Here is a 25,937-nt window from a genome sequence, read left to right on the forward strand (position 1 = left end):
CCATGAAGATCGGTTTCGGCCTTTATCGCCACATGCTCGACGACGAGCATTTTGCGTTCGCACGCCAGTGCGGGGCCACCCACATCGTCGCCCATCTCTGCGATTATTTCCGCAAGAACGAGTCCTTCTCGCGCTCCGACCAGCCGGTCGGCGACCTCGCCGGATGGGGCCATGCCGACGGCCGCGTCTGGACGGTCGAGGAACTCGTCGACCTGCGCGAGCGGATGGCCAGGCACGGGCTCGTCTTCCATGCCATCGAGAACTTCGATCCCGCCTTCTGGTCCGACGTGCTGTTCGACGGCCCGCGCCGGGACGAGCAGATGGAGACGGTGGCCACCGTGATCCGCAACGTCGGCGCCGCCGGCATCCCTGTCTTCGGCTATAATTTCAGCCTTGCGGGCGTGGCGGGGCGCGTGCACCTGCACGGCGCCCGGGGCGGCGCGCAGACGGTCGGCCTGGACGGCCTCAACCCTGTCATCCAGGCGCCACTGCCGGCCAGCATGGCGTGGAACATGGTGGTCGATCCCGATGCGAAGGGGGTGCGCCCGCCGACCCCGGTCGAGGAGCTCTGGGGCCGGCTTCAGCGCTTCCTCGACATCATGGTGCCGGTCGCAGAGAAGGCCGGCGTCACGCTGGCGGCCCACCCCGACGATCCGCCGCTGGAGTTCGTGCGCGGCCAGCCCCGCCTGGTCTACCGGCCCGAACTGTTCCAGAAGCTCCTGGACATGGCGCCCAGCAGGAACAACGCGCTGGAGTTCTGCCTGGGCACCATCTCGGAAATGCAGGGTGCCGACGTGCTCGCCACGCTGGAGAAGCACGCCCGCCAGAAGAACATCGCCTACATCCACTTCCGCAACGTGCGGGGCAAGGCGCCTCATTACGAGGAGACCTTCATCGACGAGGGCGACATCGACATGCGCAAGGTGGTCGAGATCCTCGACCGTTGCGGCTATGACGGGGTCATCATCCCCGACCACACGCCGCAGATGACCTGCGCCGCGCCGTGGCACGCCGGCATGGCCTTCGCCATGGGCTACATGAACGCGCTCGTCAAAAGCGTGGCCGAGGACCGGGCCAGGCGCCCCGTCCAGACCGCGGCCGAGTGAGACGGCACGGCAGCGGGCGCGTGCTTTCCGCCGTTGCCGTAACCTGCGGGCCTACAGCACGAAGCGGCTGAGGTCGGCATTGGCGGCGAGGTCGCCCACCGCGTTCTCGACATAGGCGCCGTCGATGGCGATCGTCTCTCCCCCGCGGTCGGGCGCGGTGAAGGAGATGTCGTCGAGGATTCGCTCCATCACCGTCTGCAGGCGCCGCGCGCCGATGTTCTCGACCGTCGAGTTCACCTTCACCGCGATGCGGGCGATGGCGTCGATGGCATCGTCGGCGAAGGAGAGGGTGACGCCCTCCGTCTGCATCAGCGCCACGTACTGCTTGACCAGGCTCGCCTCGGTCTCGGTGAGGATCCGGCGGAAATCGCCCTCGTTGAGCGAGGAGAGCTCGACGCGGATGGGCAGGCGCCCCTGCAATTCCGGCAGCAGGTCGGACGGCTTGGAGACGTGGAAGGCGCCGGACGCGATAAAGAGGATGTGGTCGGTCTTCACCGGGCCATGCTTGGTCGACACGGACGTGCCCTCGATCAGCGGCAGCAGGTCGCGCTGAACGCCCTCGCGCGACACGTCGGCGCCGGAGCGTCCCTCGCGGGCGCAGATCTTGTCGATCTCGTCGAGGAAGACGATGCCGTTCTCCTCGACCTGCCGTATCGCTTCCGAAACGATCTGGTCCTGGTCGAGCATCTTGTCGCTCTCCTCGGCGACGAGCGGCTCGTGCGCCTCGGTGACGGTCATCCGGCGCGTCTTGGTGCGACCGCCCATCTTGCCGAAGATGTCGCCCAGCGAGATGGCGCCGACAGAGGCGCCGGGCATGTTGGGCAGCTCGAACATCGGCATGCCAGAGCTGGACTGCGCCAGCTCGAGCTCGACTTCCTTGTCGTCGAGCTCGCCCGACCGGAGCTTGCGGCGGAAGCTGTCGCGCGTCGCGGGGCCGGAGCCGGGGCCGACCAGCGCGTCGAGGATCCGCTCCTCGGCCGCCTTCTGGGCCCGCGCCAGCACGTCCTTGCGCTTGCCGTCGCGCACCAGCCCGATGCCGACCTCGACGAGGTCGCGCACGATCTGCTCGACGTCGCGGCCGACATAGCCGACCTCGGTGAACTTGGTCGCCTCGATCTTGAGGAAGGGTGCGCCCGCGAGCCGGGCGAGGCGGCGCGAAATCTCGGTCTTGCCGCAGCCTGTGGGCCCGATCATCAGAATGTTCTTGGGCAGCACCTCCTCGCGCATCGGGCCGGTCAGCTGCTGGCGGCGCCAGCGGTTGCGCAGGGCGATGGCGACCGCGCGCTTGGCGTCGCGCTGGCCGACGATGAAGCGGTCAAGCTCGGAGACGATCTCGCGGGGAGAGAAGGTGGTCATGGATCAGGCCGATGCTGGTAGCTTGGCCACCAGCCCCGGCAGGGGCAGGCGGCGGAGAAAGGCGGCGCGCACGTTTCGCCATGCGGCCCCGAGAAGAATGACGTAGATGCCGATAGCCGCCAGCGTCGCCGACAGCGCCACGGCTGTGCCGACCCCGGCCTTTCCCAGCGTGAGCCCGATTGCGACGGCGACATAGGCGAGGGTCGAGATGACCGGCGAACGCCGGTCGAGGAGCAACCCGAACAGCGTCACGGCGGCGGCCGAGACGAGGAGAGCCGCGACGAACGGCACGAAGTTCCTGTCCGCGTCCCCGCCGGATACCTGGCCCAGCACGGTCAGGAACAGCGGATGCACGAACAGCGGCGAGCCCGCGACGTAGAGCCAGAACGCGAACTGGCTCGACCGCTTCATGCGGCCGGGATCGCGCAGGTCGAAACGGACGGCAAGCACAAGGAACACGAGGCCGCACGCGGCTGCCGCCAGCAGCGCGGCATCGCCCGCCCGCGACGCCACGGCCCAGGCGATGGCGGCAGCCAGCGGAAGAACCAGGAACGGAATGCGGAAGCGCAGGAGCGTCACCGCGAGCGCGGCGATGCCGACCCCCTGCACCGCGCCGTCTGACGGTCCCGCCAGACCGGGAATGCCGGATGCGGCAGCCGCCGCCGCGGCAAACCACGCCACGGCCAGCGCGGCGACGATGCCGGGAGCCATCATCCGGCGGCGAAACACAAAATACTCGCCGAGCGCCCAGAAGACGGCCATCGCGCCCAGGGCGCCCGCGAGACCGGACCCGCCGGAGCGCAGGTAGACATTGGCGGCGGTGGCCAGGATCACCAGCCCCGCTGCGACGAAGAACTCGGCGAAGTTGTTGACGATGACGAAGCGCTCGTCGGACGCATGCGGCCGTCCGGCGCGGCCGGCGGCGAACTCCTCCAGCGCATCCGCCTGGGCGCGCGTGATCACACCGGCCACGACGGCCGCGTCGAGGTCCGGGCGGCGCAGGAGCGTCATGCCGTGTCGAGCGCCTCGATGGTGAGATTGGAGTTGGTGTAGACGCAGATGTCTGCAGCGATGCCGAGGCCCTTGCGCACGATCGTCTCGGCGTCGAGATCCGTGTTCTCGACCAGTGCCCGGGCGGCGGAGAGGGCGTAATTGCCGCCGGATCCGATCGCCATCAGCCCGTCAGGCGGATCGAGCACGTCGCCCGTGCCGGACAGGACGAGCCCGACCTGGCGGTCGGCGACCAGCATCATCGCCTCGAGCCGGCGCAGGTAACGGTCGGTCCGCCAGTCCTTGGCGAGCTCGACGCAGGCGCGCATGAGCTGGCCGGGATACTGTTCCAGCTTGCCTTCCAGCCGCTCGAACAGCGTGAAGGCGTCGGCCGTCGCCCCGGCGAAGCCGGCGATGACCTCGCCCTTGGCGAGCCGCCGCACCTTGCGGGCGTTGGACTTGATCACGGTCTGGCCCAGGCTCACCTGGCCGTCGCCGCCGATGACCACCTTGCCGCCCCGGCGCACCATCAGGATGGTTGTGGCGCGCCAGCGCGCGTCCTCGTCATGGCTCATGGTGACAATTTCCGCTGTCTGATGGTTCTCATGTAGGCGATAAGCGGGCCGTCACCAACCCGCCGCCTTCGCACACGGGATGGTCACCTTCGCATGGCAGCATGCCGGACAGGCATGGTGGCGCACCGGCGCGCGACTTGCTAGAAGGCCGCCGGCGGGTCCGCCGGCCGGGCCGCGGGAGTAGAAGCGATGCGTGCCGCGAGCGTGACGCGGAAGACATCGGAGACCTCTGTCTCCGTCAGCCTCGGCCTCGACGGGTCGGGCAAGGCCGATATCGCCACGGGCGTCGGCTTCCTTGACCACATGCTGGAGCTCTTCGCCCGGCACGCGCTGTTCGACCTCACGGCGCGCTGCGACGGCGACCGGCACGTCGACGACCACCACAGCGTGGAGGATGTCGGCATCGCGCTGGGCCAGGCCTTCCTGCAGGCACTCGGCGACAAGAAGGGCATCGCCCGCTACGCCTCGCTCGACCTGCCGATGGACGAGACGCTGACGCGCGTCGCCGTCGACATTTCCGGCCGGCCCTTCCTCGTGTTCCGCACGCAGTTCCCGCGCGAGAAGATCGGCACCTTCGACACCGAGCTGGTGCGCGAGTGGTTCCAGGCCTTCGCCATGAATGCCGGCATCACGCTGCATGTGGAGACACTCTACGGCGAGAACGCGCATCATATCGCCGAGAGCTGCTACAAGGGGCTGGCACGCACCCTGCGCGCGGCCTGCAGCGTCGATGCACGCGAGGCCGGCCGGGTGCCGTCCACCAAGGGCTCGCTCTGAGGCGGGCGTGACGCCCGCGTCCTGAGAGCGGGCGGAAAGCGACGGGAAGTCCGATGACGATCTACGCGGTGCACGTTCCGGAAGAGGCGAGGCGCGGCTCGGACGAGGGCCTCGAGCGCACGGTCCTGGTCAAGGACGGCTTCCACTGGCTCGCCCTGGTCCTCCCCTTGCTCTGGCTGCTCTTCAACCGCTGCTGGCTGGCGAGCCTGTTCTTCATCGTCGTGGCGTTGGCCATCGCCCTGGGCGGGCCGGCGATCGGCCTCGGCGAGACCTCGGTCGCCTTGCTCGAGATCCTGCTGTCGCTGGGAATCGCCTTCCATGCCGGGGACATCAAGTCCCGCGCGCTGGAACGCCGGGGCCTGCCGCTGGCCGACATCGTCTCGGCCTCCAGCCGCGAGGAGGCCGAGCTGCGCTTCTTCCAGCGCTGGCGAGCCGGCCGGACGACCGGCGGCACCAATCCTGTGGCGCAGTCCTCGCAGCCCTGGCCGCATCCCGCCGGTCCCCAGCCGGTGCTCGGCCTCTTCCCGCAGGCGGGGGGCCGGGCATGACGGTCGCCATCGTCGATTATGGCTCCGGCAACCTGCACTCCGCGTTCAAGGCCTTCGAGCGCGCCTCCCGCGAAGGCGGTACGGGCGAGACGATCGTCCTCACCAGCGACCCCGACGTGGTGCGGGCGGCCGACCGCATCGTGCTGCCGGGCGTCGGCGCCTTCGCCGACTGCCGGGCAGGGCTCGACGGCGTGGCCGGCATGGTCGAGGCGCTGGAGGAGACGGTGCGCGGCCGCGGCCGGCCCTTCCTCGGCATCTGCGTCGGCATGCAGCTGATAGCCGAGCGCGGCCTGGAATACGTGACCACGCGGGGACTGGGCTGGATCCCGGGTGACGTCACCCTGATCGAGCCGTCCGATCCCGCGCTCAAGATCCCGCACATGGGCTGGAACACGCTCGACCAGGCGCGCCCGCACGCGCTGCTCGACGGCATCCCCACCGGCCCCGACGGCTGGCACGCCTATTTCGTCCACTCCTACCACCTCGCCGCCAGCGACCCCGCGACCGTCGTGGCACGCTGCGACTATGCCGGGCCGGTGACCGCCATGGTGGCGCGCGACACGGTGGCCGGCACGCAGTTCCATCCCGAGAAGAGCCAGAAGCTCGGCCTCGCCCTCATCGCCAATTTCCTGAGGTGGCGGCCGTGATCCTGTTTCCCGCCATTGACCTCAAGGAAGGCCGCTGCGTCCGCCTCGTGCAGGGCGACATGGAGAAGGCCACCGTCTTCAACGACGATCCTGCCGCGCAGGCCGCCGACTTCGCATCGCAGGGCTTCTCGTGGCTGCACCTCGTCGATCTCGACGGCGCCTTCGCCGGGCGCCCGATGAATGCCGTGGCGGTCGAGGACATCCTCGCCGCGACCACGCTGCCCGTGCAGCTCGGCGGCGGCATCCGCGACCTGCGGACCGTCGAGGCGTGGCTCGCGCGCGGCGTGCGCCGGGTCATCATCGGCACCGCCGCGGTGCGCGATCCCGCCTTCGTGCGGGAGGCGGCCCGCCGCTTCCCCGGGCAGGTCGCGGTCGGCATCGACGCGCGCGACGGCCGCGTCGCCGTCGAGGGCTGGGCCCGCCTGTCCGAGATGTCCGCGGATGAGCTCGGCCGGCGCTTCGCCGATGCCGGCGTCGCCGCCATCGTCTACACCGACATCGCCCGCGACGGCGTGCTGAAGGGCCTCAACATCGAGGGCACGCTGGCGCTGGCCGGCGCCGTGCCGATCCCGGTGATCGCTTCCGGCGGCCTCGCCTCGATCGAGGACATCCACCGCCTGCTGGAGCCGGACTGCGCCGTGCTGGAAGGAGCCATCTCCGGCCGGGCGCTCTATGACGGCCGCCTCGACCCGGCGGAAGCCCTCGCCCTGATCCGGGCGGCGGAGGAAAAGGGAGGGGCCCGTGCTTAAGGTCCGCGTCATCCCCTGCCTCGACGTCAAGGACGGGCGCGTGGTGAAGGGCGTCCAGTTCGTCGACCTGCGCGACGCCGGCGACCCCGTCGAGAGTGCCATCGCCTATGACGCGGCCGGGGCCGACGAGCTCTGCTTCCTCGACATCACCGCCAGCCACGAGAACCGCGGCACGTTGCTCGACGTCGTCACCCGCACCGCCGAGCGGTGCTTCATGCCGCTGACCGTCGGCGGCGGCGTGCGCACGGTCGAGGACATCCGAGCCCTCCTGCTGGCGGGCGCCGACAAGGTCTCGATCAACACCGCCGCCGTGAACGACCGCGACTTCGTCCGCCGCGCCGCCGAGAAGTTCGGCGTGCAGTGCATCGTCGTCGCCATCGACGCCAAGAAGGTCTCCGGCGAGGGCGAGCCCGACCGCTGGGAGATCTTCACCCATGGCGGCCGCAAGCCGACCGGCATCGAGGCCGTCTCCTTCGCCGAGGAGGTGTGCGAGCGCGGCGCCGGCGAGATCCTGCTGACCTCCATGGACCGCGACGGCACCAAGGTGGGCTACGATACTGCGCTGACCCGCGCCATCGCCGACGCGGTGCCCGTGCCCGTCATCGCCTCCGGGGGGGTCGGCACGCTCGACCACCTCGTCGACGGCGTGCGCGACGGCCATGCCAGCGCCGTGCTGGCGGCCTCGATCTTCCATTTCGGCCAGCACACGATCCGCGAGGCCAAGGAGCGGCTGGCCGCGGCCGGGCTGCCGGTGAGGAACGACTGACATGGCGTTCTCGTTGAGCGACCTCGACGCCATCCTGGCCGAGCGGGCCAAGGCAGGCCCGGAGGCGTCCTACACGGCCAAGCTCCTCCAGGAGGGCCCGTCCAAGGCCGCCAGGAAGCTGGGGGAGGAGGCTGTCGAGGCCGTGATCGCTGCCGTCGAGGGCGACCGGACAGGCCTCAAGATGGAGGCGGCGGACGTGCTCTATCACCTATTGGTCGTGCTTCGCGCGCGCTCCGTCCCGTTGCAGGATGTGCTGGACGAGCTGGCGCGCCGCACCGGCCAGTCAGGGCTCGCGGAAAAGGCCTCGCGCCCGAAGGACTGAACAGGCCGCGGCCCGGAGAAGGAACGTCCGGCATGGACGAACGCGTCACCTCCGACCTCGAGGGCGAACTCTCGCCCTACCGCGTCTTCCATCGCGAGGAATGGGCGGCGCTGCGCGCCGACGCGCCGCTGACGCTGTCGGTCGAGGACCTCATCAAGCTGCAGTCGCTGAACGACCCGATTTCGCTCGAGGAGGTCGTCGCCATCTACCTGCCGCTGTCGCGCCTGCTGTCGCTCTACGTGGCCGCCACGCAGGGCCTGTTCAAGGCGACGCAGCGCTTCCTGCTCGCCGAGGACGGCAAGGTTCCCTACGTCATCGGCATCGGCGGCTCGGTGGCGGTGGGCAAGTCGACCACGGCGCGCGTGCTGACGGCGCTGCTCGCCCGCTGGCCCAACACGCCGAAGGTGGAACTCGTTACCACCGACGGCTTCCTGCACCCCAATGCCGTGCTGGAACGCCTCGGCATCATGGACAAGAAGGGCTTTCCGGAGAGCTACGACACCTCCGCCCTGCTGCGCTTCCTCTCGCAGGTGAAGGCCGGCAAGCACCATGTCGAGGCGCCGGTCTACTCGCACCTCACCTACGACGTCATTCCCGGCCAGACCGTCAGCGTCGACCGGCCGGACATCCTCATTGTCGAGGGCCTGAACGTGCTGCAGCCCAGCCGGCTGCCGCGCGACGGGGCGGCGATCCCCTTCGTCTCCGACTTCTTCGACTTCTCGGTCTATCTCGACGCCGACGAGGACCTGCTGGAGCGCTGGTACGTCGCCCGCTTCATGCGCCTGCGCGAGACCGCCTTCCGCGACCCCCGCTCGTATTTCCGCAAATACGCCGAGATCAGCGACGCCGAGGCCGAGGAGATCGCCCGGGCCATCTGGAACCGCACCAACCTCACGAACCTGCGCGAGAACGTGCTGCCCACCCGCCCCAGAGCGAGCCTCGTGCTCACCAAGGGCGCCAGCCACCGCATCGAGAAGGTGGCGCTGCGGAAGCTGTGAGGAGCGGGGGCCTGCGATCGCGAAGGCTCACCTTGTCATCCCCGGCGGCCGGCGTAGCCGGCCGGGAAGAGGATCCAGTCCTCGTCACCAATAACGTCTCCAACGGGCTCTTATAAACAGGGGCAGACTCTGGATCCCCTTCCCGCGCCGCTTCGCGGCACGCCGGGGATGACAAGAAAAGCCCCCGCCCCGTCACCCGCCCACGTTGAACGCCGCCAGCGCCGCCATGTTGACGATGTCGCTGTCCTTGGCGCCGAGCGGGACGATCTGCACGGCCTTGTCGAGGCCCACCAGCAGCGGGCCGATGACGGTGGAGCCGCCCAGCGACTGCAGCATCTTGGTGGAGATGGAGGCCGAGTGGAAGGCCGGCATCACCAGCACGTTGGCGGTGTCGGACAGGCGGCAGAACGGGTACTGCGCCATCAACTCCCTGTTCAGGGCGACGTCGGCGGCCATCTCGCCGTCATACTCGAAGTCGACGCGGCGCTGGTCGAGGATCTTCACCGCCTCGATCACCTTGGCCGAGCGCTCTCCCGGCGGATGGCCGAAGGTGGAGAAGGCGAGCAGGGCGACGCGCGGCTCGTAGCCGAGCCGGCGGGCCGTCCCGGCCGCCTCCACCGCGATGTCGGCGATCTCCGTGGCGGTCGGCATCTCGGTGATGGCGGTGTCGGCGACGAGCACCGCCCGGCCGCGCGCCAATACCAGCGACACGCCGATCATTTTGTGGCCCGGCTTGGGATCGATGACGTTGCGCACGTCCCCCAGCGCCACAGAGTAGTTGCGGGTGACGCCGGTCACCATGGCGTCGGCGTCGCCCAGCGCCACCATCGCCGCGGCGAAGTGGTTGCGGTCCTGGTTGATCAGGCGCTGGCAGTCCCGGTACAGGAAGCCTTTCCGCTGCAGCCGCTCGTAGAGGTACTGCGCATAGGCCGAGTTGCGGTGCGACAGCCGGGCATTGTGGACCTCGACGTGATCCTTGCCCTCGAGATCGATGCCGGCGAAGGCGGCGGTCTCGAAGATACGGTCCTCGCGGCCGACCAGGATGGCCTTGCCCAGCCCCTGGTTGACGAAGGAAACGGCGGCGCGGATGACCTGCTCCTCCTCGCCCTCGGCGAAGACGACGCGCTTGGGATAGCGCCGCACGCGCTCGATGGTGCGCTGGAGCGCTCCCGCGATCGGGTCACGCCGGGCCGAGAGCTGCGCGCGGTAGGACGTCATGTCGACGATGGGCTTGCGCGCTACGCCCGTATCCATCGCGGCCTGGGCCACGGCGGGCGGGATGACCGAGATCAGCCGGGGGTCGAACGGCACGGGGATGATGTAGTCGCGCCCGAAGCGCGGCCGGGCGCCCTGGTAGGCCACGGCAACCTCGTCCGGCACGTCCTCCTGCGCCAGCTCGGCCAGCGCCCGGGCCGCGGCGATCTTCATCTCCATGTTGATCGTCGTCGCGCGCACGTCGAGCGCGCCGCGGAAGATGTAGGGGAAGCCCAGGACGTTGTTGACCTGGTTCGGATAGTCCGAGCGGCCCGTGGCGATGATCACGTCCTCGCGGACGGCGTGCGCCTCCTCGGGCGTGATCTCCGGGTCGGGGTTGGCCATGGCGAAGATGATCGGATCCGGCCCCATGGAGCGCACCATCTCGCTGGACAGGGCGCCCTTGGCGGACAGGCCGAAGAACACGTCGGCGCCGCGCATCGCGTCTTCCAGCGTGCGCGCGTCGGTCTCGGTCGCGTGAGCCGACTTCCACTGGTTCATACCCTCGGTGCGGCCCTTGTAGACCACGCCCTTGGTGTCGCAGAGCAGGACGTTTTCCGGCCGGAAGCCCATCGCCTTGATGAGCTCCAGGCAGGCGATGCCCGCCGCGCCCGCGCCGTTGCAGACGAGCTTCGTCTTCGAAATGTCGCGGCCGGTCAGCTGCAACGCGTTGAGGATGCCCGCCGTGGCGATGATGGCCGTCCCGTGCTGGTCGTCATGGAACACCGGGATGTCCATGAGCTCGCGCAGTCGCTCCTCGATGATGAAGCACTCGGGAGCCTTGATGTCCTCCAGGTTGATGCCGCCGAAGGAGGGCCCGAGATAGCGCACCGCGTTGATGAAGGCGTCGGGATCCTCCGTGTCGACCTCGAGGTCGATCGAATCGACGTCGGCGAAGCGCTTGAACAGGACCGCCTTGCCCTCCATCACCGGTTTGGAGGCCAGCGCGCCGAGATTGCCGAGGCCGAGGATGGCGGTGCCGTTGGAGATGACGGCGACGAGGTTCCCCCTGGTCGTGTAGTCGAAAGCCCGAGACGGGTCTTCCGCGATCGCCTTCACCGGCACAGCGACGCCCGGAGAGTAGGCGAGCGACAGGTCGCGCTGGGTGGCCATCGGCTTGGTGGCGACGATCTCCAGCTTTCCCGGGCGCCCTTGCGCGTGGAACTGCAGCGCCTCCTGGTCCGAGATGGTCGGGCGGCTACGCTTGGCGGGCTTCTCGGTCGGCTTGCGCATGGCGGGTCCACTGGGGGCAGGGCGGGAGCGTCACCCTAGAGCACGCCATGCCCCCGAGGAAAAGGGTTTCGCGTGAAACACATCGGCTGGAGGGAAGGGGCCAGTGCGCGAAAGGCGTGGATGGCGGGCATGCCGCCGTGCGCCGGCGGGCCGGCTTTGCTAGCGTGCCGGCCATGAACGCCCTCGCTCCCGACCGCCAGGACACGCAGCCCGAGGCCCGGGTCACGCCGATGATGGCGCAGTACCTGGAGATCAAGTCCGCCAACACGGACTGCCTGCTCTTCTACCGGATGGGCGACTTCTACGAGCTGTTCTTCGAGGACGCCGAGATCGCCTCGCGAACCCTGGGCATCGTGCTGACGAAGCGCGGCAAGCATCTGGGCGACGACATCGCCATGTGCGGCGTGCCGGTGGAGCGCGCCGACGACTACCTCCAGCGCCTCATCGCCGCCGGCCACAAGGTGGCAGTCTGCGAGCAGACCGAGGATCCCGCCGAGGCGAGGAAGCGCGGCGCCAAGTCGGTGGTCCGGCGCGAGGTGATCCGCCTCGTCACCCCAGGCACCATCACCGAGGAGATGCTGCTCGAGCCCGGCCGGGCGAACCTGCTCGCCGCCGTGGCGCGGATCCGGGTGCCGGACGGAGGCTGGCTCTACGGCATTGCCACGGTCGACATCTCGACCGGCCATTTCGTCGTCGCCGATGCGGTGGAAGGCCAGCTCGGCGCCGAGATCGCCCGGCTCGAGCCTCGCGAGATCCTCGTGCCCGACGCGCTGATCGACGACCCCGGCCTGCGTGCGCTCTGGCGGGAGACGCGCGCACAGGTCACCCCGCTGGCCCGCGACGGGTTCGACGCGGCCTCCGGCGAGCGCCGGCTGGCCGGTTTCTTCGGCGTCGCCACGCTCTCGGGCTTCGGCGCCTTCTCGCGCCAGCAGGTCGCGGCGGCGGCGGCGATCGTCGCCTATGTCGAGCGCACGCAGAAGGGGGCGCGCCCGTCGCTCTCCCCGCCGCGCGCCGAGGCGCCGGGCGGCACCCTGCAGATCGATTCCGCGACCCGCGCCAATCTCGAGCTCACCCGCACTCTCTCCGGCGAGCGGGCAAGGAGCCTGCTCGCCTGCATCGACCGCACGCTGACGCCCGCCGGCGGTCGCCTTCTCGCCGAGCGCATGGCCGGACCGCTGACGGACGCCACCGCCATTGCGGCCCGGCACGACGCCGTGGCGTGGTTCCTCGACGATCCCATCCAGCGCGGCCGGGTGCGCGACGTGCTGAAACGCGCTCCGGACATGGCCCGCGCCCTGTCCCGGCTGGCGCTGGACCGCGGCGGCCCCCGCGATCTCGCCGCCCTGCGCGACGGCCTTGCAGCCGCACGCGCCGTGGCCGTTCTGCTGGCGGGCTCGCCTCTGCTGCCGGCCGAGCTGGCGGAGGCGGCCCGCCGCCTCGCGCCACCGAACGACGCGCTGGAGCGCGAACTCGCCGCCTGCCTCGCCGACGACCTGCCGCTCAACCGCCGCGACGGCGGTTTCGTCCGCACCGGGTTCGATTCCGCGCTGGACGAGGCGCGGGCCTTGCGCGACGCGAGCCGGACGGTCGTCGCCGGCCTGCAGGCGCGCTACGCCGAGGAGACCGGCTGCCGCACGCTGCGCATCAAGCACAACAACTTTCTCGGCTGGTTCATCGAGGTGCCGCAAGGAGCAGGCGAGGCCTTCCTGAAGCCGCCTCACAACGCCGCCTTCATCCACCGCCAGACGATGCAGGGCGCGATGCGCTTCTCGACGGCGGAACTCGCCGACCTCGAAAGCCGCATCTCCCGGGCCTCGGACGAGGCACTGTCGCTGGAGCTCGCGCATTTCGGCCGCCTCTGCTCCGACGCAGTGGCGCTGTCGGCCGGGCTGCGGGACGTAGCGGCGGCGCTCGCCGTGGTCGATGTCGCAGCGGCGCTGGCCGAGACGGCGGAGGTCTGCGCCTGGGTCCGGCCGGAGGTCGAGGACGGCCTCGCCTTCGCCGTGGAGGGCGGCCGCCACCCTGTCGTCGAGGCGGCGCTGGCCAGGGCCGGCTCGCCTTTCGTCGCAAACGATTCCGACCTCACCGGCACCGCCAGGGGCGGGCGCATCGCGCTCGTCACCGGCCCGAACATGGCGGGCAAGTCGACCTTCCTCAGGCAGAACGCCCTGATCGTCGTGCTGGCCCAGGCCGGCAGCTTCGTGCCCGCGCGGCGCGCCCGGCTGGGGGTGGTCGACCGGCTGTTCTCGCGGGTCGGAGCGGCCGACGACCTGGCGCGCGGGCGCTCCACCTTCATGGTGGAGATGATCGAGGCCGCCGCCATCCTCAACCAGGCGACCGACCGCTCCCTGGTCATCCTCGACGAGATCGGGCGCGGCACGGCGACCTTCGACGGTCTCTCCATCGCCTGGGCCGCGATCGAGCACCTGCACGAGGCCAATCGCTGCCGCGCCCTCTTCGCCACCCATTTCCACGAGCTGACCGTGCTGGCGCGGCGCCTGCCGCGCCTCGTCAACACCACGGTGCGGGTCACCGAGTTCAACGGCGACGTGGTGTTCCTGCACGAGGTGGTGCCCGGCGTCGCCGACCGCAGCTACGGCATCCAGGTGGCGCGGCTCGCCGGACTGCCGGCCGGTGTCGTCGAACGGGCCCGCACCATCCTGGACGAGCTGGAAGCCTCCGACCGCATGGCGCCGGTGCAGCGCCTGGTCGACGACCTGCCGCTCTTCGCCGCCGCCCGCCCGGCGCCGCCGCCTTCCGCCGCGCAGGATCCCCTGCGCGAGGCGCTGGCCGGCATCGACCCGGACGAGCTGACCCCCCGCGAGGCACTGGAAGCCTTGTACCGGCTGAAGAGAATCGACAACCCGAAGTAGAACATTCGAAATTTTCGCAAAGTGGATTGTATCCACTCGTATTGGGCTTGAGTTTCCGACTCGGAAAGACTTGCTTTCGTGTCGCCGTTACGGTCCGCTTCCATTCATCCGGAGCGGAGGGAGCGGCGGAGCATGGTCGTCCACGTCGCGACGGTTGCGTTCGACGGGATCGAGGCCCGGCCTGTCGATGTCCAGGTGCAGCTCGTCCCGGGCAGCGTCGTCTTCACCATTGTCGGGCTGGGCGACAAGGCGGTGGCCGAATCGCGCGAGCGGATCCGCTCGGCGCTGATCGCCTCCGGCCTCGCCATGCCGGCCCGGCGCATCACGGTGAACCTCGCGCCCGCCGACCTGCCGAAGGAGGGCAGCCACTACGACCTGCCCATCGCGCTCGGCGTGATGGCGGCCATCGGCGCGATCCCGGCTGATGCGCTGGAAGGTTTCACCGTGCTGGGCGAACTCGCGCTGGATGGTGCCATCGCCCCGGTCACGGGCGTGCTGCCTGCCGCCGTCGCGGCCAATGCCGACGGGAGGGGGCTGATCTGCCCCGCCCAGTCCGGGCCGGAAGCCGCCTGGGCGAGCCCCGACATGGAGATCGTGGCGCCACGTTCCCTCATCCAGCTGGCCAATCACATGCGCGGCGTCCAGGTGCTCGGCCGGCCGGAACCGGCCGTGCGGGCCGCTGTAGGCGACCTGCCGGACCTGCGCGACGTCAAGGGGCAGGAAAGCGCCAAGCGCGCCATCGAGGTCGCCGCGGCGGGCGGGCACAATCTGCTGTTCTGCGGGCCGCCGGGGGCCGGCAAGTCGATGCTCGCCATGCGCCTGCCCTCCATCCTGCCGCCGCTGAGCCCGCCGGAGCTCCTGGAGGTGTCGATGATCCATTCCGTCGGCGGGCTGCTCGCCGACGGCGCTTTGACCGACCGCCGGCCGTTCCGCGCGCCGCACCATTCGGCGTCGATGGCGGCATTGGTCGGCGGCGGTGTCACGGCGCGGCCCGGCGAGGTCTCGCTTGCCCATCACGGCGTGCTCTTCCTCGACGAACTGCCGGAGTTCCAGCCGCAGGTGCTGGACAGCCTGCGCCAGCCGCTGGAGACGGGCGAGATCGCCATAGCCCGCGCCAACCGCCGCGTGGTCTATCCCGCGCGCTTCCAGCTCGTGGCGGCGATGAACCCCTGCCGGTGCGGCCACGCCAACGACCCCGGCTATGCCTGCCGCCGCCAGCCGAACGAGCGCTGCGTGGCCCAGTATGCGTCGCGCATCTCCGGTCCCTTCCTAGACCGCATGGATCTGTCCCTCGACATTCCCGCCGTCAGTGCAGCCGACCTCATCTTGCCACCGCCGGCGGAGGGCTCGGCCGAGGTGGCCGCCCGCGTCGCCGCGGCGCGCCGGCGCCAGTCGCAGCGCAACGCGGCGGCCGGCCTTCCCGCGAGCACGACCAATGCCGCCCTGCCGCCCGCGCTGCTGGAGACCATCGCCGCCCCCGACTCCGCCGGCGCGGCGCTGCTCCGCCAGGCTGCCGACAGCCTAAGGCTGAGCGCGCGCGGCTTCCACCGCGTCATGCGCATCGCCCGCACGCTCGCCGATCTCGACGCGCGCGAGAAGGTCGGCCGGGTCCACCTCGCCGAGGCGCTGTCCTACCGTGCCGCAGTCGAGGCCCGGCGCGGGGGAGGCTGAACGGTTTCGAAACGACGTTCGCGCAGAATGGACCGGTTTTTCACGGCAGGACGCGAGCGTGACGGCGGTTTGGGTCTTTCAGGTGGTCGCGATTGCCGCGTTCCTGGCGCTGTGCGCCGGCGCGGCTCTCGGGCTGGCGCGGCTGGCGCGCTCGAACGCAGCCCTCCGCTGCCGCGCCGACCGGCTTGCCGGCGCGCTGGAACACGCCCAGGACGCGCTGTGGGAGGCGCGCGAGCGCGAGGAGCGCTACCGCAGCCTCATCGAGGGCCATGGCGACCTCCTGCTGCGCCGCGATGCCGCCGGCCGCGTGGTCTGGGCCAACGACGCCTTCGTGGCCCTGGCAGGCGAACCGCTGGAACGGCTGATCGGCTCGTCCTTCGCACTGCCGGGCTCCATCTCCGTCGAGCATGCGACGGCGTCGGGAGCGCAGTCCTACGACCAGGAGGTCGAGACGCCGCACGGGACGCGCTGGATCGCCTGGGTCGAGACGCCGGTGCGCGCGGCATCGGGCGGCGCCGAGATCCAGGCCGTGGGCCGGGACGTCACCGAGCGCCGCGCCGCCGAGGCGGCGCTGGCGGCCGAGCGCCGGCGTGCCGAGGCTGCGAGCGAGGCGAAGTCCCGCTTCCTCGCCAGCGTGACGCACGAGCTGCGCACCCCGCTCAACGGCGTTCTCGGCATGGCGCATCTGCTGGAGACGACGGGCCTCACGCCCGAGCAGGGGACATATGCGGCAGCCATCAGGACCTCCGGCGAAGCGCTCCTCTCGCTGATCACGGAGATCCTCGATTTCTCGAAGATCGAAGCCGGCAAGCTGGAAATCGTGCACGAGCCCTTCGATCTCGTCGCGCTGGTCGAGGGCACCGTGGAACTCCTCGCGCCGCGCGCCCAGGACAAGGGCATCGCGCTCGCCGCCAGCGTGGCGCCGGACGTCGCGCGCTTCGTGTTGGGCGATGCCGGCCGCATCCGCCAGGTGCTCACCAACCTCGCCGGGAATGCCGTGAAGTTCACCGAGACCGGCGGTGTCGGCGTGTCGGTGCTGTCGCACGAGGGCCGGCTCGTCTTTGCCGTGTCGGACACCGGCACCGGCATTCCCGCCGACAGGCTCTCCGGCATCTTCGCCGAATTCGAGCAGGTCGACGGCACGGCGACACGCCGGCACGAGGGCACCGGGCTCGGCCTCGCCATCTCGCGCCGGCTGGTGCAGGGCATGGGCGGCGACATCACGGTAGAGAGCGTCGAGGGCAGAGGCTCGGTGTTCCGCTTCGGCCTCGCCTTGCCAGCGGTGCCCGACGCTCCCGAGCGCGTTCGTCTGCCCGCCGGCATCGAGGGCTGCACGGCCCTGCTGGTGTCGCCCTCGCCCTTCGAGCAGGCCTTCCTCGCCGATCGCCTCACGGCAGGCGGCGTGACGGTGACGGTGGCCGAGACCGCCGAGGCCGGCATGCGGTCTTTGGCCATGCGCGTACCCGACATCCTTGTCGTCGACGGCGCACTGCGCGAGCCCGGCGTGCGCGCCCTCGCGTCCGCAGCGCGGGCGGCGGGCGTGTCGCGCCGCATCGTCCTGCTGTCGCCCTTCGAGAGACGCTCTTTCGGGTCGCCGGCCGCGGCGGGGTTCGAATCCTATCTGGTCAAGCCGGTGCGCGAGCGTTCGCTGGCAGCCCGGCTCGACGCGCCGGAGGCCGAGCCGCTCGCTCCCGCCCGAAGCCGGCGCAAGCCGTCCCGCGCCGCGCCGGTCCGCGTGCTGCTGGCCGAGGACAACGAAATCAACGCGCTGCTGGCGACCAAGCTGATGGAGCGCTCGGGCGCCGCCGTGACGCGCGCCGCCGACGGCATCGAGGCGGTTGACCTCTACCGCGCCGCCTGCGAGGAGCCGGGCCGCGGCTTCGACCTCGTGCTGATGGACGTGCGCATGCCCGGCATCGACGGCCATGAGGCAGCGCGGCGCATCCGCGCCGTGGAGCGCGACCATGGCGTCCCGCCGGTGCGCCTGCTGGCTCTCACGGCGAACGTGTCGGACGAGGACCGCCGCCGCGCTCTGGCCGCCGGGCTCGACGGCATGCTCGCAAAACCCCTCGACGCAGGGCAGCTCGGCGACCTTTTGCGTGCCGCGCGCCCGGGAAAGGCAGCGTCCGCCTGACGCAATTCCGTTTGTGACAACCCGCAGTCACATTGTCATGTGGCCGTCAGACGCGTATCTCAGAATCATGTCAGACGCCGGGGGCGGTGAAGCGGGTACGGCAGGACCGTGCCGCCCGGACGGCGCGGAAACGCGCATCCATGGACTCCGTGCCTTCCCGCCTCATGTCTGCCGCGTCCGGCTCCCCGATGGCGGCACGCCTGATCGGCGGCCTGCAGCGCTCCCGCAGCATCCTCGTCCCGCCCAGCTTTTCTCCCGCCCCCAAGCCGAGGCCGGCCAACGGCCTGGGTCCGGTGCTTGGCCGGATCGGCAGCCTCGAGGTGCGCCTCGCGGTTACGCGCAAGGACGTCATGCGTGCCCAGAAGCTGCGCTACAGCGTCTTTTACGAGGAGATGTCGGCCATCCCCGACATGATGTGCCGGCTGACGCGGCGCGACATGGACGCGTTCGACGCGCTGTGCGACCACCTGCTGGTCGTCGACCATGCGGCCGCGGCTCCGTCTTTCCAGCCTTTCGCCTCCGGGCCGGACGGGAAGAAGCGGCGCAAGCCCCGCGTCGTCGGCACCTACCGCCTGCTCCGCCAGGAGGTGGCCGAGCGGCATGGCGGCTTCTACACCGAGAGCGAGTTCGACATCGGCCGGCTCGTCGCCGCCCACCCCGGCCGGCGCTTCCTGGAGCTCGGGCGGTCCTGCGTCCTGCGGCCCTACCGCGACAAGCGCACGGTGGAGCTGCTCTGGCACGGCATCTGGGCCTATGTCCTGCACCACCGCGTCGACGTGATGTTCGGCTGCGCCAGCCTGGAGGGTACCGACCCTGCCCGGCTGGCCGTGCCGCTCTCCTTCCTCCACCACTCGGCCCGGGCTGAAGACGGCTGGCGCGTCAGGCCCGTGGACGGGCGCGGCGTCAGCATGGACCGGCTGCCGGCCGGCGCGGTGCAGCCCCGCGCCGCGATGCAGGCGCTGCCGCCGCTGATCAAGGGCTACCTCCGCGTGGGCGCCAGGTTCGGCGACGGTGCCGTCGTCGACCACCAGTTCGGCACGACCGACGTGCTGGTCGTCCTGCCCGTCGAGACCATCAACCCACGCTACATCGGCCATTTCGGCGCCGACGCCAGCCGCCACGCGGCCTGAGCGCGGTTCGTTCGGCACGTGCCGGATGAGGGCCGCTGTCAGTACCCGGCTGCCAGGCTGCCGCGGACGCGCGGGTCGGCGGTGCCGGCGAGGCCGCCGGGCGCGACCATGATGCTGTTGGCCGACCCCATGGTGGGGCCCAGCTGGAGCGTGTGGCCGCGCGCCTGCAGGATGCGCAGCGTGTCGGCCGAGAAGCCGCGCTCGATGCGCAGCGTGTCCGGCGCCCACTGGTGGTGCATGCGCGGCGCGGCGACGGCCTCGGCCACGTTCATGCCGTGGTCCACCACGTTGGAGATGACCTGAACCACCGTCGAGATGATGCGGCTGCCGCCGGGGCTGCCCGTCACCAGGAAGGGCTTGCCCTCCTTGAAGACGATGGTGGGCGACATCGAGGACAGCGGCCTCTTGCCCGGGCCGGGGGCGTTGGCGTCGCCCCCGATCAGCCCGAAGGCGTTGGGCACGCCGGGCTTGGCGGCGAAGTCGTCGAGCTCGTTGTTGAGCAGCACGCCTGTCCCCTCGGCCACGAGGCCGAGGCCGAAATTCAGGTTGAGCGTGTAGGTGTTGGAGACGACGTTGCCGTCGGCGTCCACCACCGAGAAATGCGTGGTGTGGTCGCCTTCGAAAGGCGCGAGGTTGCCCGGCTTGATCTGCGCGGCCGGCGTCGCCTGGTCCAGTGTGATGCCGGCCCGGATCGCGGCGGCGTAGTCCTTCGAGATCAGCGCCTTCAGCGGCACCTTCACGAAGCCGGGGTCTCCCAGATACTGCGAGCGGTCGGCATAGGCGCGCTTCATCGCCTCGGCCTCGAGATGCAGCGCGTCGGCCGAGCCGGCGCCCATCTTCGCCAGGTCGTAGCCCTCGAGGATGTTGAGGATCTCGATGACATGCGTGCCGCCGGAGGAGGGTGGCGGCATCGAGGCAATGGCATAGCCGCGGTAGCTGCCCGTCACCGGCTCGCGCTCGACCGCCTGGTAGGCCTTGAGGTCGTCGACCGTCATGGCGCCGCCGGCCGACTGCACGGCGGCCACGATGCGTTCGGCCGTGGGGCCCTCGTAGAAGCCGGCCGGTCCGCTGCGGGCGATGCGCAGCAGCGTTTCCGACAGGTCGGTCTGCACCAGCGTGTTGCCGGGCTTCAGCGGCGTGTCGTCGGCCCCGAAGAAGATCGCCTTGGTCGAGGGATAGCGCGCCAGCACGGCCTCCGCCTGCGGCAGGCTGTCGGCGAGGTCCTCCTCGACCGGGATGCCGTCGCGGGCCAGCGCCACGGCGGGGGCGGCGAGGTCGCCGATGGTGAACTTGCCGGAGCCGTGCCGTTCCAGCGCCAGCGCGAGGCCGGCCACGGTGCCGGGCACGCCGACCCCGAGCCCGCTGGCCGTCGACTTGGCGGCGTCGGCATTGCCCTGCGCGTCGAGGAACATCTCCTTCGTCGCGGCGGCGGGGGCGGTCTCGCGGTAGTCGATGGCGACGGTGCGGTTGTCCTGCGCCTTGTGGATCAGCATGAAGCCGCCACCGCCGAGATTGCCGGCCCGCGGCAGGGTGACGGCGAGCGCGAAGCCGACCGCGACAGCCGCGTCCACGGCATTGCCGCCGCGCCTGAGGATGTCAACGCCGATCCGGGAGGCGCGCCCTTCCTGGCTCGTCACCATGCCGGAGGTCGCCGTGACGGGCTGCAGCCGCGCCCAGGGCGAGACGAGCGGCTGGCCGGCGGGAATGGGCTGGTCGGCCGTCACGGGCTTGGCCTGGCCGAAGGCGAGGCCAGGCAGGAGCACGAGGGCAGAAAGAAGGGCGGCGCGACGCATGGAAGATCTCCGCTGACGCCGCATCATGCCCGACCGTCCCGCGGGATCAATGCCCGCGGCGAACCGCATGCGCTCAGCCGGCCTCGCGCGGGCGGATCATGCGCCGCTGCATGCGTTCGAGGATGCGCGTGCGCAGCCCATCCACGGCGACCGCGACGAAGATGATGGAGGCGGTCACCAGCGGGTAGATGTACGGGTCGGCATTGATGATGTTCAGCCCGTTCTGAGTCGTCTTGATCAGGATGGCGCCGAACACCACGCCGGCCACGCCGCCGCGGCCTCCGAACAGGCTGACGCCGCCCAGCACCGCCGCGGCCACCGCCGCGAACTCGATCTGGTCACCGTATTTCGGGCCGACCGCGCCGATCTGGGTGACGGTAACGAAGCCGCCGAAGCTCGCGAACAGCGCGCAGAGAACGAAGCAGGCGAAGGTGATGCGCTTGACCGGCAATCCCGCCTTCTTGGCCGCCTCGGCATCCTCGCCCACGGCGTAGACCTGCCGGCCGAAGGGCGTGCGGTGCAGGATGACCCAGGCCACGGCGAAGATCACGACGAAGGCGGCGATGGCGGAGGGCACGCCGAAGAACGAGGTGCGGTTGAGGTTGGTGATGGGGTCCGGGAAGGGCAGCGTGCGCGTGTTCGACAGGTACATGGCGAAGCCGCGCAGGATGAAGAGCGTGGCCAGCGTCGTGATGAAGGAGGCGACGCCGAGCACGGTCACGACGAAGCCGTTGATCGCACCGATGATCGCACCGATGCCCATGACGATCAGCATGGCGAGCGGCCACGGCACCTGCGGCAGGTAGAGCGCCATCAGGCAGGCTGTCAGGTACATGGTGGCGCCGATCGACAGGTCGATATGCGCCGTCAGCAGCACGAAGGTCATGCCGATGGCGAGGATGGCGATGGGCGCCGCCTGGATGACGATGTTGCGGAAGTTCGCGAGGTCGAGAAAGCGCGGCGACTGCAGGCCGAACACCAGCAGCACCAGCGCGAACAGCACCAGCGGGGCGTTCTGAAGCAGCAGCAGGACGAGGCGGTTGCCGGCGCTCATCGGGCTGCCTCCTGCGGGGCGAGCCCGCTGCGCGTCGCCGCGGCCATGATGGCCTCGCGGTCGAAGCGGCTGCGCTCGAAGCCGCCGGTGATCTCGCCCTTGTTGATGGTGAGAATGCGGTCGGACAGTCCGATCAGCTCCTCGATCTCAGAGGAGATGAGCAGGACGGCGCTGCCGTCCTCCACCAGCGCGTTGATGATCTTGTAGACCTCCTGCTTGGCGCCGACGTCGATGCCGCGCGTCGGTTCGTCGAGGATGAACACCTTCGGCTTGCGCATCAGCCACTTGCCGATGACGACCTTCTGCTGATTGCCGCCGGAGAGGTGCTTGGCCCTGGTCTCCGTGACGCGGTCCGTCGAGAGATGGACCTTGCGTGCCATCGCCTTCGCCGCGTCCGTCACCTTGCTGCCGTCGACGAGGCCGGCGGGGCCGGAGAAGTCGGCGAGGGAGGCGAGGATGGTGTTCTCGGCGATCGACGAATCCATCAGCAGCCCTTCGTGGCGCCGGTCCTCCGTGAGGAAGGCGATGCCCGCCTCCATGCTCGCCGCCGGGCCGGGCTCGGCGATGCGCTGGCCGTCGACGATGATCTCGCCGCGCGCGAAGGGGTCGAGGCCGAACACCATGCGGGCCAGCTCGGAGCGTCCCGAACCCATCAGCCCGGCAAGGCCGACGACCTCGCCCGCGCGGATCGAAAAGGAGATGTTTTCGGCCACGCCCGGCTGCGACAGGCCGCGCACCTCCAGCATGGTGCGCTCGCGCGGAACAACCGTGCGGGCGGGGAAGATGGCGTCGATCGAGCGCCCCACCATCATGCCGATCACCTTGGGCACGGTGAGCTCGGCGGCGAGAGCGTCGCCGATCACGGCCCCGTCGCGCAGCACCGTGACGTGCTCGCAGATCTCGAACACGTCATCGAGCGCGTGGCTGATGTAGACCATGCCGATGCCGCGGTTCTTGAGCCGGCCCATGATGGCGAAGAGGCGCTCCACCTCCCGGCGGGTCAGCGAGGTGGTGGGCTCGTCGAGGATGATCACCTTGGGATTGGCGGAAAGCGCCTTGGCGATCTCGACGAGCTGGCGCTCGCCCTGGCTGAGCCGCCCCACCAGCGTTCCCGGCGGCATGTGAAGGTCGACCTGCCGCAGCAACTCCTCGCTCGCCGAGCGGATCGCCTTGCGGTCAATGAAGGGCAGGCCACCGCGCCGGGGGAAGCGGTCGATGAAGACGTTCTCCTCGATCGACAGGTTGGGAAAGAGGTTCAGCTCCTGGTGGATGAAGGCGATGCCGGCCTGCGCCGCGTCGCGCGGGGTCGCCGGCCTGTAGGGCTGCCCGTCCAGCAGCATGTCGCCCGCGTCCGGCTGCAGGACACCGCCGAGAATGTTCATGCTGGTCGACTTGCCGGAGCCGTTCTCGCCGACGAGGCCGAGCGCCTGCCCGGCGCGGATGGCGAAGTGGACGCCGTGCAGCACCTGCACGCCGAAGAACTGCTTGGCGATGCCGCGCACCTCGACGACGGGGGTGGCGGGGGCCGATGCAATAGGTTGCGTGTCCATGGCCAGCCTCAGCGGTCCGCGAGGATCTTGTTGCGCAGCGTGTCGATGAGCGCCGCGAGGAGGATGACGCTGCCCTTGATCATGAAGATCGCGAAGAGCGAGGCGCCCAGAAGCTTCATGGTCGTGTCGAGCAGCACCAGGAACAGCACGCCGAAGACGGTCCAGATGATCTTGCCCTTGCCGCCGAACAGGCTGGTGCCGCCGATCACCACCGCGCCGATGACATCAAGCAGGATGTTCTCGCCGGCGATAGGGGAGCCGGTCTGCATGCGGCTCGTGTACATCACCGAGGCGATGGCGGCGCAGACGCCGCTGATCAGGAAGGCGATGACGATGGTGCGCGCCACCGGTACGCCCGAGACGCGTGCCGCCTTCGGGTTCAGCCCGACGGCATAGATCCAGCGCCCCAGCACCGATCGCGACAGGGCAAGATGGGCGACGACGCCTACCACCAGGGCGATGGCGAAGGTGAGGGGGACGACGAACGTCCCCTCGCCGATGCTGAAGCTGGCGATCTGCCCGTCCGCGATGGCGGTGAAGGGGTCGGGCAGATTGGCGATCGACGACGACTTCGTGTGGAAGGTCGTGTACCAGATCGCCGCGCCCGCGAAGAACATGCGCGTCGCCAGCGTGACGATGAAGGACGGCATGTTGAGCAGCACCGTCGACAGCCCGTTGACGGCACCGATGAGAAGCCCCACCGCCAGCATCAGCGCGATGGCGCCCGGAACGGCCAGAGGCCCCTCGCCGAAATAGCCGCCCGACAGCGTCATGGCGGAGGCGCCGACCACGGCGGCCAGCGAGATGACGGCGGTGACCGACAGGTCGATGCCGCCGACCACCAGCACGAAGGTCTGGCCAATGGCGACGACGAGCAGCGGCATCATGTCGGAGAGGATGTTCGTCGCCACCTCCACCGAGAGGATTTCTGGCACGAACGGGTAGATGGCGATCGTGTAGGCGACCGCGATCAGCAGGACGAGGTATTCCGACAGCAGGATGCGCACGAACTGGCTTCGGCCGGCGCGGCGGCCCGCGGGTGGCGCGGCCGTGGTTGACGGTTCTGCCGTGGTCATCGACCGCTCCGGGACCGGCATGCGGCCACTGTATCACAAAGGTCCGCGCGCCGCCGGGAGGGGCGGCGCGCGGGGAGGAAGCCGAAGGAGAGGGGACCCCTCGGCATCAACCGGAGTTCTTCTGCTTCCAGAGCACGTAGCCCCACATTTCGCCCTTCTTTGCCTGGAGATTGTCCTGGGTGATCGCGAAGCCGGGGTCGAGGAGAAGCTTGTCGACTTTCTTGCCCGCCTGCAGGTCGAGGATGGCCTGGATGGCGAGGGTGGTCTCGAAGAACAGGTTCTGCACGCCGCAGGCGTCCATGTACTTGTCCTTCATGAGCTCGTAGGCGGAGGGGAAGCCGTCGAAGCCCGTCAGGATGACGTGGTTGGGATCGCCGATGGGCGCCCATTTGTTGGCCGCCTTCAGCGCCTGGATGATCTGCGGCAGCAGGAAGTCCGAGGAGGTGAAGAGGAAGGAGATGTCGGGGTTCGCCTGCAGCGCGTTGGTGAGCCCGGCGAACGCCTTGTCGGCGTCCCACTCGGTGGGAATGCGGGCGACGACCTCGATCGTGTCCTTGAACTGGCCGACCGCCTCGTCGAAGCCGTCGCGGCGCTGGATGGCGTTGGGGTCGCCGAGATTGCCGATGAGGATGGCGGCCTTGTGCTTCTTGCCGGAGGCCTTCGCCACGCCGCAGGAATGCAGCACGGCGTCGCGCGAGATCTTCTGGTTGTCGGCCTGGATCGCCACCGAAAACGCGTCCGACGGTGCCGGCGGACGGTTGAAGTGCACCATCGGGATGTTGGCCTTGTTGGCGGCCTTGATGGCGGGAATGACGGCGTTGGAGTCGGTCTGGACGATGATGATGCCGTCCACCTTCTTGGTGATGGCGGCGCGCACCTGCTCGAACTGCTTGTTGTCGTCCTTGTCCGAGATGGCTTCCATGATCTCGAAGCCGCGCTTCTTGAGATCGTCGCGGATGATCTGGATGCCGGCGACCCAGAACTCCGAATAGAGCCCGTCGAACAGCACGGCGATCGTCTTCTTGCCTTCCGCCCTGACGGCGACGGAGAGGCCCGACGTCGCGGCGAGGGCCACGAGCGTGCCGACGGTGAATTCGCGTCTCGAGAGTGCCATGGCGGTCGTTTCCTCCTTCAGCGGCCCTGTCCGGCCCGGCCGGCGGCCTTTCGCCTGCCCGTTCCCGCGGCGCGCGGCGGGCATGTCGCCTCTTGTCTGGCCGGAGATTATGTCATCATATCTGTTTGTCAACGCGTGCCGGAGAGGAGCTGAGTCTCGGCCGGTCGTCATTCCGGCGTCGGCGCGCTATGAAGAAAGAGACAGCAGGGGCTGCCGGAGGG

At 69.9% G+C, this 25,937-nt stretch carries 21 protein-coding genes; 12 read left to right on the forward strand and 9 right to left on the reverse strand.

What is annotated here, in order from left to right; genetic code table 11:
• Positions 1–2 precede the first annotated feature (2 nt).
• A complete protein-coding gene (locus tag AC5JCN_RS17300; protein WP_495756326.1) occupies positions 3–1,106 on the forward strand; it encodes a mannonate dehydratase in 1,104 nt (367 codons plus the stop codon).
• Positions 1,107–1,157: 51 nt separating this feature from the next.
• On the opposite strand, the gene hslU is transcribed toward AC5JCN_RS17300, so the two are convergent.
• The 3 genes from hslU to hslV are packed head-to-tail and all read right to left on the reverse strand — an operon-like array spanning position 1,158 to position 4,027.
• Entirely contained in the window at positions 1,158–2,462 is a 1,305-nt protein-coding gene (gene hslU / locus AC5JCN_RS17305; RefSeq protein ID WP_495756327.1) for an ATP-dependent protease ATPase subunit HslU, read from the reverse strand.
• A 3-nt stretch (positions 2,463–2,465) separates the two neighbouring features.
• Positions 2,466–3,473, reverse strand: coding sequence for a hypothetical protein (locus tag AC5JCN_RS17310; protein ID WP_495756328.1), 1,008 nt, complete (start codon positions 3,471–3,473; stop codon positions 2,466–2,468).
• Positions 3,470–4,027, reverse strand: a complete 558-nt coding sequence (gene hslV, locus AC5JCN_RS17315; RefSeq protein WP_495756329.1) for an ATP-dependent protease subunit HslV — start codon at positions 4,025–4,027, stop codon at positions 3,470–3,472. The genes AC5JCN_RS17310 and hslV overlap by 4 nt, the downstream gene beginning before the upstream one ends.
• A 189-nt stretch (positions 4,028–4,216) precedes the next feature.
• Between hslV and hisB the strand changes: the two genes are divergently transcribed.
• The 7 genes from hisB to coaA are packed head-to-tail and all read left to right on the forward strand — an operon-like array spanning position 4,217 to position 8,834.
• A complete protein-coding gene (gene hisB, locus AC5JCN_RS17320) occupies positions 4,217–4,804 on the forward strand; it encodes an imidazoleglycerol-phosphate dehydratase HisB (protein ID WP_495756330.1) in 588 nt (195 codons plus the stop codon).
• A 53-nt stretch (positions 4,805–4,857) separates the two neighbouring features.
• A complete protein-coding gene (locus AC5JCN_RS17325) occupies positions 4,858–5,352 on the forward strand; it encodes a DUF2628 domain-containing protein (RefSeq protein WP_495756331.1) in 495 nt (164 codons plus the stop codon).
• Positions 5,349–5,999, forward strand: a complete 651-nt coding sequence (gene hisH, locus AC5JCN_RS17330) for an imidazole glycerol phosphate synthase subunit HisH (protein ID WP_495756332.1) — start codon at positions 5,349–5,351, stop codon at positions 5,997–5,999. The genes AC5JCN_RS17325 and hisH overlap by 4 nt, the downstream gene beginning before the upstream one ends.
• Positions 5,987–6,748, forward strand: coding sequence for a 1-(5-phosphoribosyl)-5-[(5-phosphoribosylamino)methylideneamino]imidazole-4-carboxamide isomerase (gene hisA, locus AC5JCN_RS17335; protein WP_495756333.1), 762 nt, complete (start codon positions 5,987–5,989; stop codon positions 6,746–6,748). The genes hisH and hisA overlap by 13 nt, the downstream gene beginning before the upstream one ends.
• The gene (gene hisF, locus AC5JCN_RS17340; RefSeq protein ID WP_495756334.1) at positions 6,741–7,514 is read left to right on the forward strand and encodes an imidazole glycerol phosphate synthase subunit HisF; all 774 of its coding nucleotides are present in this window, start codon (positions 6,741–6,743) and stop codon (positions 7,512–7,514) included. Before hisA ends, hisF begins: the two co-directional genes overlap by 8 nt.
• A 1-nt stretch (position 7,515) precedes the next feature.
• Positions 7,516–7,836, forward strand: a complete 321-nt coding sequence (locus AC5JCN_RS17345; RefSeq protein WP_495756335.1) for a phosphoribosyl-ATP diphosphatase — start codon at positions 7,516–7,518, stop codon at positions 7,834–7,836.
• 32 nt (positions 7,837–7,868) lie between these two features.
• Complete coding sequence (gene coaA, locus AC5JCN_RS17350) at positions 7,869–8,834, forward strand: type I pantothenate kinase (RefSeq protein ID WP_495756336.1); 966 nt, start codon at positions 7,869–7,871, stop codon at positions 8,832–8,834.
• A 192-nt stretch (positions 8,835–9,026) separates the two neighbouring features.
• Here coaA and AC5JCN_RS17355 read toward each other — a convergent pair whose 3' ends face one another.
• Positions 9,027–11,321 carry an NADP-dependent malic enzyme gene (locus AC5JCN_RS17355; protein ID WP_495756337.1) on the reverse strand — a complete coding sequence of 765 codons (2,295 nt, stop codon included), beginning with the start codon at positions 11,319–11,321 and terminating at the stop codon, positions 9,027–9,029.
• Between the two features lie 173 nt (positions 11,322–11,494).
• Between AC5JCN_RS17355 and mutS the strand changes: the two genes are divergently transcribed.
• From mutS to olsB, 4 genes are all read left to right on the forward strand, one after another.
• Positions 11,495–14,194, forward strand: a complete 2,700-nt coding sequence (mutS, locus tag AC5JCN_RS17360; protein ID WP_495756338.1) for a DNA mismatch repair protein MutS — start codon at positions 11,495–11,497, stop codon at positions 14,192–14,194.
• A gap of 132 nt (positions 14,195–14,326) precedes the next feature.
• The gene (locus AC5JCN_RS17365; protein ID WP_495756339.1) at positions 14,327–15,865 is read left to right on the forward strand and encodes a YifB family Mg chelatase-like AAA ATPase; all 1,539 of its coding nucleotides are present in this window, start codon (positions 14,327–14,329) and stop codon (positions 15,863–15,865) included.
• A gap of 58 nt (positions 15,866–15,923) precedes the next feature.
• Positions 15,924–17,999, forward strand: coding sequence for an ATP-binding protein (locus AC5JCN_RS17370; protein ID WP_495756340.1), 2,076 nt, complete (start codon positions 15,924–15,926; stop codon positions 17,997–17,999).
• A gap of 140 nt (positions 18,000–18,139) precedes the next feature.
• Positions 18,140–19,129, forward strand: coding sequence for a l-ornithine N(alpha)-acyltransferase (olsB, locus tag AC5JCN_RS17375; RefSeq protein ID WP_495756341.1), 990 nt, complete (start codon positions 18,140–18,142; stop codon positions 19,127–19,129).
• A gap of 38 nt (positions 19,130–19,167) precedes the next feature.
• Here the strand turns inward: olsB and ggt are convergent, their stop codons facing one another.
• The 5 genes from ggt to AC5JCN_RS17400 all read right to left on the reverse strand — a co-directional run bounded on the left by ggt (position 19,168) and on the right by AC5JCN_RS17400 (position 25,716).
• Complete coding sequence (gene ggt, locus AC5JCN_RS17380; RefSeq protein WP_495756342.1) at positions 19,168–20,922, reverse strand: gamma-glutamyltransferase; 1,755 nt, start codon at positions 20,920–20,922, stop codon at positions 19,168–19,170.
• A gap of 73 nt (positions 20,923–20,995) precedes the next feature.
• The gene (locus tag AC5JCN_RS17385; protein WP_495756343.1) at positions 20,996–21,976 is read right to left on the reverse strand and encodes an ABC transporter permease; all 981 of its coding nucleotides are present in this window, start codon (positions 21,974–21,976) and stop codon (positions 20,996–20,998) included.
• A complete protein-coding gene (locus tag AC5JCN_RS17390; protein ID WP_495756344.1) occupies positions 21,973–23,526 on the reverse strand; it encodes a sugar ABC transporter ATP-binding protein in 1,554 nt (517 codons plus the stop codon). The genes AC5JCN_RS17385 and AC5JCN_RS17390 overlap by 4 nt, the downstream gene beginning before the upstream one ends.
• Before the next feature lie 8 nt (positions 23,527–23,534).
• The gene (locus AC5JCN_RS17395) at positions 23,535–24,602 is read right to left on the reverse strand and encodes an ABC transporter permease (protein ID WP_495756345.1); all 1,068 of its coding nucleotides are present in this window, start codon (positions 24,600–24,602) and stop codon (positions 23,535–23,537) included.
• 106 nt (positions 24,603–24,708) lie between these two features.
• Positions 24,709–25,716, reverse strand: coding sequence for a sugar ABC transporter substrate-binding protein (locus tag AC5JCN_RS17400; protein WP_495756346.1), 1,008 nt, complete (start codon positions 25,714–25,716; stop codon positions 24,709–24,711).
• Positions 25,717–25,937: the final 221 nt, after the last annotated feature.

This window comes from Alsobacter sp., assembly GCF_059501845.1.